Source organism: Iningainema tapete BLCC-T55 (assembly GCF_014698965.1).
In the GTDB taxonomy this organism is placed as follows: domain Bacteria; phylum Cyanobacteriota; class Cyanobacteriia; order Cyanobacteriales; family Nostocaceae; genus Iningainema; species Iningainema tapete.
This window is the reverse complement of the sequence record NZ_JACXAE010000036.1, coordinates 43,050-59,633: the sequence shown is the minus strand read 5'-3', so window position 1 is coordinate 59,633 and position 16,584 is coordinate 43,050. Positions and strand designations below refer to the sequence as shown.

Here is a 16,584-nt window from a genome sequence, read left to right as displayed (position 1 = left end):
CTTGGCAAAAATGGCTGGATCGGGAGATGAATTTAGACAGCTTGCTTAAATCTCTCGGTATTGCTGACCCCAGCGGTTCCGGCTGGTTGGCGGTAGTATTCACTTTTGGGTTGGCTTGTTTTGTAACATGGCGTTTAATGCCCATAGTACGCAAATTTGCCTTGCAAGTAGGTTGGGCAGACCAACCGAACGCACGGCGGCTTAACCGAGAACCCTTACCTAATGCAGGGGGTTTAGCTATCTACGCAGGAGTAATTGCCGCAGTAGTACTAGCTAGTCTCCTACGACCGATTGAAATTGAAAAAGTATTGGCTCAGGTACTAACTATTTTGCTGGGAGGTTCGATATTAGTTCTTGTCGGCTTTATCGATGACCAATTTAGCTTACCAGCTAATGTCCGGATGTTAATTCAGATACTCACGGCTCTTTTGCTGGTGGCAAATGGCATTAAGATCCAACTTGATTTTGGGACTCCTATCGACTCTACACTTTCAATTATTTTGACGGTGTTATGGGTAGTAGCGATTACCAATGCCATCAATCTGATGGATGGGATGGACGGTTTAGTGGGAGGAATCGGGTTTATCACTGCTATGAATTTGTTGGCGGTGTCTGCCCAATTTCCTAATCGTGCGGCAGCAACATTAGTTTTGGCAGCATTGGGGGGTGCAGCGCTAGGCTTTTTACGCCACAACTTCCATCCCTCGCGCATTATCATGGGTGATGCTGGGGCATACTTCTTTGGGTATGTGCTAGCTGCTACCAGTATTATAGGTAAACTTCAAGTCACCACAGTTTTTTCTTTGGTAACTCCAGTTTTATTTCTCCTGCTACCAGTGCTAGACACCACACAAGTGGTGGTGCGGCGACTAATGGCAGGTAAAAATCCTATGAGTACTCCAGGCAAAGACCACTTACACCACCGCTTGCTCGCTTGGGGTTTATCCCAACGTCATGCGGCGCTCATTCTTTGGTCTATTACTCTAATATGCAACTGGCTGGCAATGAGAATACAAGGCATGACCGTTATAGTCATGCTAGCTACAACTATTGGCATCACGGTCCTTTTGAGCTTTACTATCTGGCAAAGGATACGAGCAACTTAACAAGTAAAAAGTAAAAAGTAAAAAGGAAAAAGAAACTTCTTTTGACTTTTGCCTTTTTACTTTTGCCTTGGCTACGCCATTACCATTCCCCCATCGACGTTAAAGACTTGTCCAGTGATATAGGCAGCGGCAGGATCGGCGGCGAGGAAGCGTACCATTCCGGCAACTTCTTCTGGTTGTCCGTAACGATTGAGAGGGATATATTTGAGAATTTCTTCAGCATTGAGATTGCTTGTCATGTCGGTAGCAATGAAACCAGGCGCGACAGCGTTAACAGTAATACCGCGAGAAGCAAGTTCTTTGGCAATTGTTTTCGTAAAACCAATGACGCCTGCTTTTGCCGCACTATAGTTCGCTTGCCCAGGATTACCCATTTGTCCGGCAACAGAGGTTATATTAATAATCCTTCCAGAACGTTGCTTGAGCATAATTTTACTGGCAGCACGTGTGCATAAAAAGACACCAGTAAGATTAAGGTCAATCACAGCTTGCCAATCTTCTGGTTTCATACGTAATAAAAGAGTGTCACGTGTAATACCAGCATTGTTGACTAAGATATCAACGCGATTAAATTTTTCCATCACTGAGTTAAGCAGTGCGTCTACAAGATCTGCTTTGCTCACGTCAGCTTGAAGTGCGATCGCACTTCCTCCTGCTTGTGTAATTGTATTAACAACTTCTTCTGCGGCATTACCAGAACTAGCATAGTTAACAACTACGTTTGCTCCGAGTCGTGCTAACTCTTGTGCGATCGCTCGCCCTATCCCTCGAGAAGCGCCTGTAACAATTGCTACCTGTCCGCGTAAAGTTTGTAAATTTTCTGGCAATACTTCCATAATTACTCTTGATGTTACAGCGCTAATGATCATAAGGTGACGGGGCAACACAATGAAAATAATATGATGTTAAGCTGATATTTATTCTTCAGAATTACCATTAAAGAAATTCAACAATAGATACTTGGTACATGTCCTATGTCCACAAAAAAGCAATTTAACAGCTTTGAAGAGATGCTATCTGGCTCTGATGTTCCGGTGTTGGTAGATTTCTACGCTGACTGGTGTGGTCCTTGTCACATGATGAGTCCGATTTTAGAACAAGTCAACTCTGTACTTCAAGGACGGATACGAGTAGTTAAAATTGATACAGAAAAATACCCGCAATTGGCAGGACAGTATCGAATTGAGGCTTTACCTACACTGGTATTATTTAAACAGGGTCAGCCTGTAGATCGGATTGAGGGTGTATTACAAGCCCCGCAGTTAGTCGAGCGTCTCAAAACAAAGATTTAAGCAATAGATTGCGATCGCTTGAACAAGTCTTAGAGGAATTTCTTCCACTTAGGTTGATTGTCTAATTGGGATGGTGATCGCAAATTCTGTTCCCACTCCAACAGTAGAAGTACAGTTCAAACTACCTTTATGTTGTTCGACAATAATTTGGTAACTAATAGATAAACCCAAACCAGTACCTTTACCAACAGATTTAGTAGTAAAAAAAGGGTCAAATAAACGATGAACTACTGCCTGTGGAATGCCCAAACCATTATCAGCAATATAAATGACGACTTGATTGTGACGGGGTTGAGTACGAATACGAATTTGCGGAGTACATCCCACACTCTCTTCAAGGGCATCAATTGCATTAGTCAGAATATTCATAAATACTTGATTCAACTGTCCCACGCAGCATTCCACTCGAGGGAGATTTCCATAGTCTTTAACGACTTCAATAGCAGGAAAGTTTGGTTTTGCTTTCAAGCGACTTTGCAAGATCATTAAAGTATTATCAATGCCCTCATGGATATCTACTAGCCTCATCTTCGTCTCATCCATATGAGAGAAAGTTCGTAAAGATGCCACAATTTCGCGAATACGCTCTGCTCCAACTTTAATTGAGCCAAGCAATTTAGACAAGTCTTCAATTAAAAAATCAAGTTCAATTGCTTCTGTCATAGCCTGTACTTCTGATGCTGGATGAGGACAGTATTGACGGTAAAGATTTAGTAAATCGAGTATATTTTGAATATAATTTTTGGCGTGACTAATATTTCCATAAATAAAGTTTACCGGATTGTTAATTTCATGTGCCACTCCAGCAACCATTTGACCGAGTGCAGACATTTTTTCGCTCTGAACCATTTGCACGGTGAGAAGCTTTTGTTTACGCAAAGCCTGCTCTAATTCCTGATTTACTTGCTGTAATGCTGTTTCTGCTTTTTCACGCTGTGCTATTTCTTTTTTAAGAAGTTTGTTTTGCTGCTCTAAAGTTTGAGCAAAGTTACATAACTGTATATGTATTTTAACTCTCGCAATTACCTCTTGATATTCAAAGGGTTTAGTAATGTAGTCCACTCCTAGAGATAATCCCTTCACCTTAACTTCTGTATCTAAAAGAGCTGTCATAAAAATGATTGGAATATCTTTGGTTACAGGATCAGCTTTAAGACGTGTACATGTTTCAAACCCATCAATCCCTGGCATCATTACATCTAGTAAAATTAGAGAGGGTGGACGATATTTAGCTTGTTTAATAGCACTTTCACCATCCACAGCGACGGCAACCCGGAAACCAGCACTAGTCAAAGCCTCAGAAAGAACTTCTAGATTGGTGGGATGATCATCAACAATTAAAATAGCTCCAGATGCTACAGTTAGTGTCATGGTTACTACTCCAGGTACTTTTCTAAGAATGTTTGGATTTGCTTTAGTTGGAATTTTTGAGCAAATTGACGCAGTTGGCAAGTGAAAGAGGCAAACTTTGGATCTAATTTTTCAATTACATTGCATTGTTGAAGTAAATCATGAATCAACCCTTGCAACGCTAAATCATAAAGTACAGCAAGCTCTTTTGCCTCCGGAGGTACAATCTCTTTCACTCCACTTAAAGTAGTCTCCGCACCCTGAGTTACATATTGAAGTGGTCCCCGATGATTACTAATTGTACCATCGCATACTAATTTATTCGCTTTTGTCCAATTTTTAACTTCTGCTAACTCAACATCAAACCAAAATGTACTTCCTTTCCCAGGTTGGCTTTTTACTTCTAAAACACTACCCATTAAACAGACAATTTTCTGAGTAATTGCTAATCCTAATCCTGTTCCTTCTACTTGTTTTTTAGCATCACCTACCTGTTCAAAAGGTAGAAAAATATTATTCATTTCTTCTGGAGTTATACCCACACCTGTATCTTCAATTTGAAAGCGAATCTTGGTGATTGGGGATTGGGGATTAGGTATTGGGGATTGGGATTGGTTATTGTCCTTGTCCCCAGTCCCCAGTACATCTACTTTAAACGTCACTTCTCCTTTGTCAGTAAATTTAATCGCATTACCTAATAAGTTGAGTAACACTTGACGTAATCTTTTTTCGTCTATAATAACAGTTATTGGTAATTGGCGATCGCTTTGATAATTAAAGATAATACCTTTTTCCTCAGCGTTAATGCGACAAATATCTACGACTAGTTGCAGAAAAGAAGGAAGATGTATCTCTACAGGATATAATTCTAATTTGCGTGCTTCTATTTTAGATAGATCTAAAACATCATTAATCAAGGTGAGCAGGTGATAACTACACTGGTGAATAATATCAATTTTCTGACGATCTTGATCATTAAGGTTTTGAGAAAGTTGTAGAATTTGTACATATCCTAAAATACCGTTGAGAGGAGTACGCAATTCATGACTCATGTTAGCGAGAAAATCACTTTTTGCCTGATTAGCAATATCTGCTTCTTCTTTAGCTATTTTCAGTTGGCTTGTACGTTCTTCAACCCATTGTTCTAATTGTTCATTGGTTTTTTCTAAAGCAGTAAATGATTCACGTAATTGAGTCGCCATATGATTGAAAGAATCAGCTAAAATTACCAACTCTCTCACATTTAAAGGTTCTACATTTTGCTCAAGTGAGCCAGTGGCGAAATCCGCTAGCGCGGCTCGCTTCGCTAACGCCTGTGATGCTTGGGCAAGACGCAGAATTGGTTGAGTAATCCATTGAGAGGTGTAAATGCCCAAAATAATTGCCACAACTAACGCACCTAAACACAACAAGATTGTGATTTGAGTATTGACATTAATTTGTGCCATGAAATCGGATTCTGGTACAGCAATAATTACCAGCCAATCCAAACCATATTGATCTCGCCAAGGTGTTACCCGCACATAGTGACGCTGCTGGTTAAATATGACATTAAGTTCTTGATCTCCTTTAATGTTGTGATTGCTAAATCGTTTTTGTAAATCACTATAAATAGCGCGAATCATTGGATCAGGAGAGTTACTGACACTAAAACGTTCTACTTTATTATGAACTTTATGTAAGATAGGATGAGAACCAGAACTACCCACTAATAACCCATCTCTTTCAATAATGTAAATTTGCCCAGAGGGAGTTACTTTAATGCTGCGGAGGAACTCATTAATATTAGTTAGCAGTATTTCGACAATGAGAACACCAAGTAGTTTACCGTTTTCATCATAAAATGGGCGTCTAGCTGGTAAGCTGATATAAGACTCATAACCAACATTAGAAGCTCTGTCTTTAATGTTTAGAGCTTTGCCATCATCAGTAATTAGTAAATTGCTGACATTCAAAGTAAAGATTTGATTCCAAATTGGCTTACCTGCTTTAATTGATTCTTTGTATACTGGCAGCGATAAAGAGTCAATTTCATAGCTTTGCAAAAGTCGATGGCGATTTCCGCGCTCGTCTACGCTATAATCAAAAGCCTTACCATTTCTAGGGAAATTTTCGTAAACTAAAAGATTTATACCATTCAGCCAACGCCCTGCACCTGATTCTCTACCATCAGTTAAGGTAAAGCCTATATAGCTAGTATTTTTGAAGACTTTGGCTTGTCTCCAGAAATATTTTTCACTTGCTTTAGAATTATTAAGATTGAGTTGCCCTGCGGCGATGGCATCTGCATTTAGTTGATTAATCTGCTGAGGTAGAGCCAAATATGTATTTAGATGTGTACTAACCAGCCGATTAGCTTTATCAATCAACTGTTCGGCAAGCTCGTTGACTGCCTTTTGTCCATTTTGGAGCGATAGATATCCGACAATCCCAACTGTAGCAAAAATTTGCAGCACAAAAGGGACAATTAAAAGTGAGCGAAGTGAGACTTGTTTAATTGTCTTTTGACGATTGTTTGCGACTTTCAACGGCATTACCTAACTTAAATCACACATAGGTTAATTTTATAATTACCTAACTGTAGATTGACTAACTGGAATAGCGATCGTAAATTCTGTTCCCACGCCAACAGTGGAAGTACAGTTCAAACTACCCCCATGTTGTTCTACGATAATTTGGTAGCTAATCGACAAACCTAAACCAGTACCTTTACCCACAGACTTAGTAGTAAAAAAGGGGTTAAATATTTGATGAAGTACCTCATCAGAAATACCACCACCATTATCAGCAATCAAAATGAAGACTTGATTGTCATGAAATTCAGTACGAATGCGAATTTGCAAATCACTAATGACAGATGATTCCAAAACGTCAATCGCATTAGTCAGAATATTCATAAATACTTGATTTAACTGTCCTGCATAGCATTCCACTTTGGGTAAATTTCCATATTCTTTCACTACTTCAATGGCAGAGCGATCAAATGTTGCATTCAGACGACTTTGCAAAAGTGTTAAAGTGCTGTCAATACCATCATGAATATCAACTAGCTTCATATTTGCCTCATCTTTACGGGAGAAATTGCGTAAAGATACAACAATTTCACTAATCCGCTCTGCTCCTACCTTCATAGAACAAAGCAATTTATTTAAATCATTAATTAAAAAATCTAGCTCAATTGCCTCTGACTTATGCTGTACTTCTAGTGCTGGATAGGGACAGTATTTGCGATAGAGATTAAGTAGATCGACTAGATCTTGGATATAATTATTAGCGTAAGTGAGATTCCCATAAATAAAGTTAATCGGGTTGTTAATTTCATGGGCAACCCCAGCAACTAGTTGACCAAGTGCAGACATTTTTTCACTCTGAATCAGTTGCATACTGAGAAGCTTTTGATGATGTAAAGCTTGCTCTAAAGCTATTTGGGCTTGTTCACGCTGCTCAATTTCCTGTTGAAGAAGTTTATTTTGTGCTGCTAAAGTTTGGTTGAGATTACGTAATTGTATGTGTATTTTAACTCTAGCAATTACTTCTTGATGTTGAAAGGGTTTAGTGATATAGTCAACTCCACCAACAGTTAATCCCTTGACTTTGATTTCTGTATCAGAAAGAGCAGTAATAAAAATTACAGGAATATCCTTTGTCACAGGATCAGCTTTGAGACGCTGACAAGTTTCAAATCCATCAATTCCTGGCATCATTACGTCAAGTAAAATTAGAGAAGGTGGACGGTATTTGGCTTGTTTAATAGCACTCTCACCATCCACAGCAACTGCAACCCGGAAACCAACACTAGTCAAAGCTTCAGAAAGAACTTCCAGATTGGTAGGATGATCGTCAACAATTAAAATGGCTCCCGATCCTACAGTTGATATCATGAATACTACTCCAAGTACTGTTCTAAAAATGTTTGGATTTGCCCTAATTGGAATTTTTGCGCGAATTGACGCAGTTGGTGAGTGAAGGAAGCAAACTTTGGATCTGATGTTTCAATTACATCACACTGTTGAAGCAAATCATGAATCAACCCTTGCATCGCTAAATCATAAAGTACGGCAAGGGTTTGTGCCTCTGGAGATACAATTTCGTTCGCTCTATAGAAAGTATTCTCCTCTTCTAACTTTTGTTTTATATCCTCTGGCTTTATTTGATAAATCCATTCCAACTGCAAAAGGTTCTTCAGTAGTTCTAATAATGCTTCCGCTTTAGCTAAATCTAAAACATCATTAATTAATGTGAGTAAGTGAGAGCTACACTGATGAATAATACTAATTCCTTGACGATCTTTTTGCGCAAGGTTTTGCGAACGCTGGAGAATTTGTACATACCCTAAAATACCGTTGAGAGGAGTTCGCAATTCATGACTCATGTTGGCGAGAAATTCACTCTTGGCAAGGTTTGCAACATCTGCTGCTACTTTAGCGGCTTGAAGTTGGGAGGTGCGTTCTTCAACTCGTTGTTCTAATTGTTCATTGGTTTTTTCTAAAGCTGTAAACGATTCTTGCAATTGAGTCGCCATTTTGTTGAATGAACCAGCTAAAACTCCTAACTCTTTGACATTTGAAGGTTTTACTTTCTGCTCTAATTCGCCAGTAGCAATTGCTTCTGATGCTTGAGCAAGACGCAGAATCGGTTGAGTAATCCACTGAGAAGTATAAATTCCCAATAACGTTGCCACAACTAACGCGCTTAAACATAATAGAATTGTCATTTGCGTATTGGCGTTAATTTGTGCCATGAAGTCTGATTCTGGTACGTTAAAACGTTCTGGTTTATTTTTAACCTTATGCAAAATGGGATGAGTACCGGAACAACCTACTAATAAACCATTACGTTCAATGATGAAAACTTGCCCAGAGGGAGTTACCTTTAAGTTACGAAGAAACTCACTAATATTTGTAAGTAGCAAATCAACAACGAAAACAGCAACTAGCTTGCCGTTTTGATCATAGAGTGGACGTCTGGCAGCCAAGCTTACAAATGCTTCATAACCAATATTGGAACTTTTATCTTGGGTTTTTGCAGTTTTGCCATCGTCAGTAATTAGCACATTATTCACATCAAGAGTATAGATTTGGCTCCAAATTGGCTTGCCTGCTTTAACTACTTCTTTGTATCCCGACAGTAACAACGGGTTGTATTCATATCTTTGCAAAAGCCGCGCCCGGTTTCCCTGATTATCGGCAAGATAATCGAAGGCTTTACTATCTCTATGAAAATTTTCAAAGACTAAAAGATCTACACCGTTTAACCAACGTCCAGCGCCTGATTCTCTACCATTGGTTAAAGTACCACCAATGTAGCTAGTACTCTTGAAGACTTTGGCTAGCCTCCAGAAATATTTTTCACTTGCTTTGGGGTTTTTGAGATCGAGTTGCCCAGAGGCTATAGCATCTGCATTTAATTGATTGATTTGATGGGGCAAAGCTAGGTATGTATTTAAATGCACACTCACTAATTGATTAGCTTTATTAATTAACTGATCCGCAAGATCATTTACTGCTTTCTGCCCATTACGTAGTGACAGGTATCCTGTCAACCCAACTGCTGCAAATATTTGCAGCACAAATGGGACAACCAAAAGCAGGCGGAGTGGCACCTGTTTAATTATTTTCAAAGGGTGAGGCATTGCTCAACTGGTGAATGCAGGTGGGCTAACTATATAGTTCCCAACTTGAGTAGAAAAAGTAACAACTTTTACGATCGCCGCACATTAATGCAACACCATTCTTTTCTTTTCCACAGAGTAGCAACTACCCAACCACTTTGTTCTAGTGCATCAGCAACAGATGACGACTGCTCAAGTAATATACCGCTGAAAATACCCCAAGTGCTAGGTTTACAGATTGCACTCATGTGCGGAACTAACTCAATAATTACATCAGCTAAAATATTGCAGACGATTCCATCTACTTGTTCAACTAGTTTCGTCACAACTTCTATACTGCCTTGTGCTGTTACCAAGGATTCAGAACTGATGCCATTGAGAGCGCAGTTTTCTAAAGTTGATTTCACCGCTAGGGGATCGGTATCTACAGCATAAACTCTGTCTGCACCTAATAGCAAAGCCCCGATGGAAAGGATACCAGAACCACAACCTATATCCGCAATTACCGTATGTTTTTTTTCTTGTTTATTGTCAAAAAAAGATGTGTTTTCTTTACCTAATCTCATTTCCAGGGATTCTAAGCACAATTGAGTTGTGGCATGAGCGCCTGTACCAAATGCTACACCTGGATCAAGACGGAGAATTAAGCGCTGAGAATTTTCTGGGATTGGTAGCCAAGCAGGGTTAATTAAGAAGCGATCGCCAATTTCCTGTGGTTGCCAGTGTTGTTTCCAACTACTTGCCCAATCCTGTTCATCAATCAACTGCCAATTTACCACAGGTGCAGACAGTCCAAGACATAAAGCATCTTGACGCAGCCATAAGGATAGTGCTGCCAAATCTAGTAACTGCGCTTGAAATTCTGGCAAATAGCTTCTGACTAAACTATAATGTCCTCTTTTTTCACTAGCCGCTCCACGACAGCCAAAATTTTCCAACCGCCAGAAGATAGAATCTTCCAGATTTGGTTCACACAGAATTTGTAGTTCCCACCAAGTGTTTGCCATATTTTAGAATTCAGGAGACAGGAGACAGGAGACAGGAGACAGGAGCAATTAATTCTTCTGATTTCTGATTATGCACTCTTGGTGTTGCATTCTGTACAGACATTCCGGCGGAACGTCTCTACGATTTGTGTACAGACGTTCCGGCGGAACGTCTCTACGACGACTACACTATAGTGTTACCGTATAAGCATCACGAATTCCAGGTACTTTGATCGTCTCAGTTAAAATGCCATCTGGTAAGGGATCATCCAAACTGAGAGCCATTACTGCCTCACCACGGACAATTTTACGTCCTACCTGCATACTAGCAATATTAACGTTATAACTGCCGAGTAAGGAACCGAGTTTACCGATAATTCCCGGTTGATCCCGGTGGAGAGTAAACAGCATATGTTGACTAGGCGGGACGTTAATGGGGAAACCGTCCAAGTTAGTCAAACGTATTTCTCCATCACCCAATAAAGCACCTGTGACAGAATGAGTACCCAAGGAACCTGTGGCTTCTAGGTGGAGTGAACCTGCGTAGTCTTTAATTGAGGCATCCCGCGTTTCAATTACGCGAATTCCCCGCTCTTTTGCCTCTATGCTAGCGTTAACGTAGTTGACACGTTCCCGCAGAGCTTGGTAAAGCAATCCTTTGAGAGATGCTACCACCAAAGGCTGGCTCCGATTGGTTGCCAATTCGCCTTGAAGACGAACGTTAAGTAATTCTACTCTTCCTCCAGCTAATTGTCCTACCAATTTGCCCAAGGTTTCTGCTAATTGCATATAGGGCTTGAGTTCTTGGAGTACATCAGGATTTAGCCCAGGAATGTTCACAGCCGAGCGTGCTGGTAATCCTAATAATACATCGCGAATTTGTTCGGCTACGTCAATTGCCACATTCACCTGAGCTTCTGCAGTAGATGCGCCTAAGTGGGGAGTCAAAACGGCTTCTTTGCCAATTGATTTTAACGAAGATTCTCCTAGTGGTTCTATTTCATACACATCTAATGCCGCACCAGCAATTTTGCCTTCTTTAATAGCTGCTGCCAAAGCTTCTTCGTCAATAATGCCACCACGAGCGCAGTTAATAATGCGGGTGGTAGGCTTCATCTTTGCCAACCGTTCTGCATTAATCAAATGAGTTGTTTCTGGAGTTTTGGGTATGTGTAGTGTAATGTAATCTGCTTGCTGGATCAACAACTCCAAATCTACTAATTGACAACCAATTTGTTCTGCCCTTTCTGTAGAAATAAAAGGATCGAAAGCCAACAATTTCATTCCTAATGCTTTAGCAACCCCGGCAACATGAGAGCCAATCTTACCTAAGCCAACAATGCCCAGAGTTTTTTTGTAAACTTCAGCACCAACGAAAGTTTTCCGATCCCACTCACCGCGTTTTACCGAAGCGTTAGCATCAGGAATGTAGCGCGACATCGATAGCATCATGGCTAGAGCATGTTCTGCAGCGGCGATGGTGTTTCCTTCTGGAGAATTAACAACGACAATTCCTTTGCGCGTTGCTGCGGGTACATCCACATTATCTACACCTACACCAGCACGACCAATAATTTTTAATTGTGTGCCAGCTTCAATAATTTCTTGAGTAACGCGAGTACCAGAACGAATCATTAGTGCATCGTATTCACCAATAATTTGCACTAGTTCTTCCGGCTTGAGATTTGTTTTCACATCAACACTAGCAACTTGGGAGAGAATGTCAATCCCAACTTGGTCAATTGGATCGGAGACAAGAACCTTGGACATGATTGCTAATTTTTAAGTTAGGGATATTTCTTGTGGTGTTTCCAGTTGAGAATCAAATGCATGTAACAAGCGCGAGAATGATTAGTTGCAATATCTCATAGCGCGATTTGCGCGGCGCCCACGCTTGTTAGTTATACTATAAAAGTCTCAGTTATAAGGATAGTGCAGCGTTTCCTCCCTGATCTGAACATAAGTGGCTTTTCTCTCTACTCACTGGGTAATATAAACCATCTTGTTCGCCAAAACCCATATCCAAAACCTATATCTTTATGAAAATTTCTTAGTTTCACGGGGAGATGATTGGTGATCACATATACTCTAGTCTTATAATGTGCAAGTACAATTGAGTTCGTAACCATTTACCCTACAGCGCGACAAGCCCTTATATGTGTGATCATTTCCCAGTCCTTGTCCGACTTATACCGAGAAATAGCGCTATTCCGTTTTAGTGACAAAACGGGAAATGTGTTCATTTTAGCAGGTGATGAACTACAAATCCTTGTGTTTCGTGATGGAAGTTGGAGATTTATAAATGAAACCTAATTTTGAAGAAATGTCCACACAAGAATTGAGACCAATAGAAGAAAATATTCGTATAGTGGAGCAGGCGATCGCCCAGCATATCAAGCGATAAGCGTTTAATACCAATTACCAGGGCTATTTCATTCTTCCCCACGCCGCCATGTACTTCAATACATGGTGTTCGTGTATACAATGAAATACTCGCCAAATATTAATAGTGTTGTCATCTTATTATTGTGGAAACTTTCGCTCCCTAACTTCCACACTAAAATCTTGCACGGCTTTGGTAATTGTCTCGCGTAAGTTGGTATAAACTTTAGCAAATGGTGGTTGCTTTTCTAAAAGTCCCAGTACATCAGATGTGACTAAAACTTGTCCATCACAGTTTACTCCTGCACCAATGCCAATCGTAGGAATACGGAGTTTTTGAGTAATTTGTAATGCTAAATCAGCGGGGATGTGTTCTAGTACAATGGAAAATGCACCCGCTTGTTCTAGAGCGATCGCTTCATGAAAAATCCTCTGTGCTGCTTCCTCGGTTTTCCCTTGTTGTCGTAAACCAATTTGATGTAAAGATTGTGGTGTCAAACCCACATGCGCCATCACGGGAATTCCTGCTTGTACCAAACGAGCAATAGTTTCCACCATCGCTGGATACCCACCTTCCAACTTTACTGCTTGCGCACCCGTTTCCTTAATTGCACGTCCCGCTGAGTGCATCGCTTGTTGAATACTTTCTTGATACGTTAAAAATGGTAAATCTACTACCACCAATGCTCGTTTCACACCACGACGCACTGATTTGGCATGATACAGCATTTCATCAAGAGTAATTGGTAGTGTCGTTTCATACCCCAACACTACCGACATTGAGTCACCCACCAAAATTAAGTCCACGCCAGCAACATCCAATATTTGGGCTAGAGCATAATCCCAGGCTGTCAACGCCACAATTGGACGCCCCTGTTGTTTAAATTGAATTAATTGCTGGGTGGTAACTGGCATTTGGCGATGAATGTTATTTAACGGCGCGACTGAAGGCAAGATGGGGTTTTGCACCTACCATTTTAGGCATTAACCAAGCTAAACCTTCACTAGTGCCGATCCATAATTTGTTACCCGCGTCTGGTGCAAGGGCAAACACACGGCTAGAAGGAAGACCTGCAACTTGGTCAAGCAATGCTCCAGTGTTAGGATTTAATCTTAGCAAACCATTATTAGTACCGACCCAAACACTACCATCTTGGGCAAAGCGTATGGCTGTGACATTCTTTCCCCGTAAGGGAGTTACAGACCGTAAAACTATACCATTTTTCGGGTTAATTACTAATAAATTGTTGGGCATTCCCGCCCATATTAATCCTTGTGGACTAATAGCTAGAGCTTGAACAGTCGTTCCGGGAAGATTGTTAATGCGCTTCATTAGCAAAGCACTAGCAGTGTTCACTCTAACTAAGCCATCAAGAGTTCCCACCCAAAGTTGACCTTCTGCGTCTAAAGTGAGAGCATTGGCGCTGACACCTGGTAGATTCTTTAATGTTGTTTTGATTAAACCTTGATCGGGACTAATCAAGCTTAAACCGTTATCTGTTCCTGCCCATAAATAGCCGCGTTTGTCAACAAGCATTGACAATACTCGTTTAGAAGGCAAAAATAAGTTCTCCGCTGTAATTTCGCTAGTACGAGGATCTACTCGCTTTAGTCCTTCATAAGTTCCGACCCACAAACGTCCAACTTTGTCTTGAGCTAAAGCACCAATGGCAAGATTTGGTAAACTAACACGAGCTAGTATATTACCAGTATTTGGGTCAATCTTTGACAACCCCCGCCAAAAACCAATCCAAAGATTACCTGCATAATCTTCCTGCATTGCACTAACGCGATAATCGATCTCATCAAGCGATCGCTCTTGTGGTATGCGTTCATTTGGTACGGGATCTTGTCGCGGTGGTGGTGGCGAAGCAGGGTAAGCAGTTCCTAAATCTGATGGCTCAACCTCAACATTAGTTTGTAGCAATAGATGACTACTTTTTTGGCTATTTACGGGAATTGCCATCGTGACAGTATCCTTCACTGGCACAGCCAATAGACTTACCAGCAGAGAACACATTAATAAATTAATACGTTTGCAGAATAACACCACACTCATACTTCAAAAGGAAACAGTTTCTCTAACCATTGCCTTTAGTGGCTTTTGGTTAAAGTTAGTGTTCCCTTACTTTGTAATTTTTCTAACATTTCAACTTTTTATTAGTTTTTGTAAAGTTTTCTAACATAAAGCTTAAGAAATCTTTTTATAAAAAATTTAAATATAAGAGTTAAAAATATTCAAAGGATAACTTATTACATTCTTGATATATTGTGAAACAAGATACATATTACGCGAAGTGCAATTTTTGTCTTTCCTTCATTACTCCTCCAAATTTTTGTAAAGCGAGGAGGACAAAAGTTGCGCGGGATGTAATTTGCTGATAAAAAGAGTGACTTCTTGGAAGGAAAATATGTCTTACTCTCAAACGAAGACTCAGTCGAAAACAGGGTATCAAGCAGGGGTAAAGGATTACAGACTTACATACTACACACCAGATTACACACCCAAAGATACAGATATATTAGCGGCATTCCGCGTTACACCCCAGCCCGGAGTTCCACCTGAAGAGGCAGGCGCTGCTGTGGCTGCTGAGTCTTCCACAGGTACTTGGACAACTGTATGGACAGATTTGCTTACTGACCTAGACCGCTACAAAGGTCGTTGTTATGACATTGAGCCAGTACCCGGTGATGACAACCAATTCATTGCTTACGTAGCTTATCCTCTAGATCTATTTGAAGAAGGTTCTGTAACCAACATGTTGACCTCAATCGTAGGTAACGTGTTTGGGTTCAAAGCTCTCAAAGCCTTACGTCTAGAAGACTTACGCATTCCTGTAGCTTACCTAAAGACATTCCAAGGACCTCCTCATGGTATCCAAGTAGAGCGCGACAAACTCAACAAGTACGGTCGTCCTCTATTGGGTTGTACAATTAAACCCAAATTGGGACTGTCTGCTAAGAACTACGGACGTGCAGTATATGAGTGCTTACGCGGTGGTCTAGACTTCACCAAAGATGACGAAAACATCAACTCCGCACCATTCCAAAGATGGCGCGATCGCTTCTTGTTTGTTGCTGAAGCTATTAGCAAAGCACAAGCTGAAACAGGTGAAATCAAAGGTCACTACCTGAACGTCACCGCTCCCACCTGTGAAGAAATGCTCAAACGGGCAGAGTTCGCTAAGGAACTCAAACAGCCCATCATCATGCATGACTACCTCACCGCAGGCTTCACAGCTAACACCACATTAGCTCGTTGGTGTCGCGACAACGGTTTGTTGCTGCACATCCACCGCGCTATGCACGCTGTGATCGACCGTCAAAAGAACCACGGTATCCACTTCCGTGTATTAGCTAAAACTCTACGCATGTCTGGTGGCGATCACATCCACACCGGCACCGTTGTAGGTAAGTTGGAAGGTGAACGCGGTATCACAATGGGCTTCGTTGACTTGTTGCGTGAAAACTATGTTGAGCAAGATAAGTCTCGCGGTATCTACTTCACCCAAGACTGGGCTTCTATGCCTGGTGTAATGGCTGTTGCTTCTGGTGGTATCCACGTATGGCACATGCCTGCTCTAGTAGAAATCTTCGGTGATGACTCCGTACTACAATTCGGTGGTGGTACTCTAGGACACCCCTGGGGTAACGCTCCTGGTGCAACCGCTAACCGCGTCGCCCTAGAAGCTTGTATCCAAGCACGTAACGAAGGACGCAGCTTGGCACAAGAAGGCAACGACGTAATCCGCGAAGCCGCTAAGTGGAGTCCAGAACTAGCTGTTGCTTGCGAACTGTGGAAGGAAATCAAGTTCGACTTCAAACCAGTTGATACCGTCTGATAATTAAGTAAAAGG

The 16,584-nt window shown here is 41.0% G+C and carries 13 protein-coding genes; 4 read left to right on the top strand and 9 right to left on the bottom strand.

Annotation, left to right across the window (positions count from 1 at the left end; translation table 11 throughout):
* The first annotated feature begins 26 nt into the window (after window positions 1–26).
* A complete protein-coding gene (locus ICL16_RS08950; protein ID WP_190826496.1) occupies window positions 27–1,106 on the top strand; it encodes an MraY family glycosyltransferase in 1,080 nt (359 codons plus the stop codon).
* A 71-nt stretch (window positions 1,107–1,177) separates the two neighbouring features.
* On the opposite strand, the gene fabG is transcribed toward ICL16_RS08950, so the two are convergent.
* Window positions 1,178–1,942, bottom strand: coding sequence for a 3-oxoacyl-[acyl-carrier-protein] reductase (fabG, locus tag ICL16_RS08945; protein WP_238360680.1), 765 nt, complete (start codon window positions 1,940–1,942; stop codon window positions 1,178–1,180).
* Between the two features lie 138 nt (window positions 1,943–2,080).
* On the opposite strand from fabG, the gene trxA reads away from it, so the two are divergent.
* Window positions 2,081–2,398 carry a thioredoxin gene (gene trxA / locus ICL16_RS08940; RefSeq protein ID WP_190826493.1) on the top strand — a complete coding sequence of 106 codons (318 nt, stop codon included), beginning with the start codon at window positions 2,081–2,083 and terminating at the stop codon, window positions 2,396–2,398.
* 48 nt (window positions 2,399–2,446) lie between these two features.
* Here trxA and ICL16_RS08935 read toward each other — a convergent pair whose 3' ends face one another.
* The 6 genes from ICL16_RS08935 to serA form a co-directional block, all read right to left on the bottom strand.
* Window positions 2,447–3,769 (bottom strand): hybrid sensor histidine kinase/response regulator, encoded by a 1,323-nt coding sequence (locus ICL16_RS08935; protein ID WP_190826492.1) that lies wholly within the window; start codon window positions 3,767–3,769, stop codon window positions 2,447–2,449.
* Between the two features lie 5 nt (window positions 3,770–3,774).
* Window positions 3,775–6,282, bottom strand: a complete 2,508-nt coding sequence (locus tag ICL16_RS08930; RefSeq protein WP_190826491.1) for a hybrid sensor histidine kinase/response regulator — start codon at window positions 6,280–6,282, stop codon at window positions 3,775–3,777.
* 36 nt (window positions 6,283–6,318) lie between these two features.
* Entirely contained in the window at window positions 6,319–7,629 is a 1,311-nt protein-coding gene (locus ICL16_RS08925) for a hybrid sensor histidine kinase/response regulator (RefSeq protein ID WP_190826490.1), read from the bottom strand.
* 5 nt (window positions 7,630–7,634) lie between these two features.
* On the bottom strand, window positions 7,635–9,380 hold the full coding sequence (locus ICL16_RS08920; RefSeq protein ID WP_190826489.1) for a PDC sensor domain-containing protein: 1,746 nt from the start codon (window positions 9,378–9,380) through the stop codon (window positions 7,635–7,637).
* Between the two features lie 68 nt (window positions 9,381–9,448).
* On the bottom strand, window positions 9,449–10,366 hold the full coding sequence (gene prmA / locus ICL16_RS08915; RefSeq protein WP_190826488.1) for a 50S ribosomal protein L11 methyltransferase: 918 nt from the start codon (window positions 10,364–10,366) through the stop codon (window positions 9,449–9,451).
* Window positions 10,367–10,534: 168 nt separating this feature from the next.
* The gene (gene serA, locus ICL16_RS08910) at window positions 10,535–12,115 is read right to left on the bottom strand and encodes a phosphoglycerate dehydrogenase (RefSeq protein ID WP_190826487.1); all 1,581 of its coding nucleotides are present in this window, start codon (window positions 12,113–12,115) and stop codon (window positions 10,535–10,537) included.
* Between the two features lie 342 nt (window positions 12,116–12,457).
* Here serA and ICL16_RS47650 point away from each other — a divergent pair, with 342 nt between their 5' ends.
* On the top strand, window positions 12,458–12,658 hold the full coding sequence (locus ICL16_RS47650) for a DUF6888 family protein (RefSeq protein WP_420485265.1): 201 nt from the start codon (window positions 12,458–12,460) through the stop codon (window positions 12,656–12,658).
* 210 nt (window positions 12,659–12,868) lie between these two features.
* Here the strand turns inward: ICL16_RS47650 and panB are convergent, their stop codons facing one another.
* Window positions 12,869–13,642: a 3-methyl-2-oxobutanoate hydroxymethyltransferase gene (gene panB / locus ICL16_RS08905; RefSeq protein WP_190826486.1), complete on the bottom strand. Its 774-nt coding sequence runs from the start codon at window positions 13,640–13,642 to the stop codon at window positions 12,869–12,871.
* 13 nt (window positions 13,643–13,655) lie between these two features.
* Window positions 13,656–14,786, bottom strand: a complete 1,131-nt coding sequence (locus ICL16_RS08900; protein WP_190826485.1) for a ligand-binding sensor domain-containing protein — start codon at window positions 14,784–14,786, stop codon at window positions 13,656–13,658.
* A gap of 352 nt (window positions 14,787–15,138) precedes the next feature.
* On the opposite strand from ICL16_RS08900, the gene ICL16_RS08895 reads away from it, so the two are divergent.
* A complete protein-coding gene (locus ICL16_RS08895; RefSeq protein WP_190826484.1) occupies window positions 15,139–16,569 on the top strand; it encodes a form I ribulose bisphosphate carboxylase large subunit in 1,431 nt (476 codons plus the stop codon).
* Window positions 16,570–16,584: the final 15 nt, after the last annotated feature.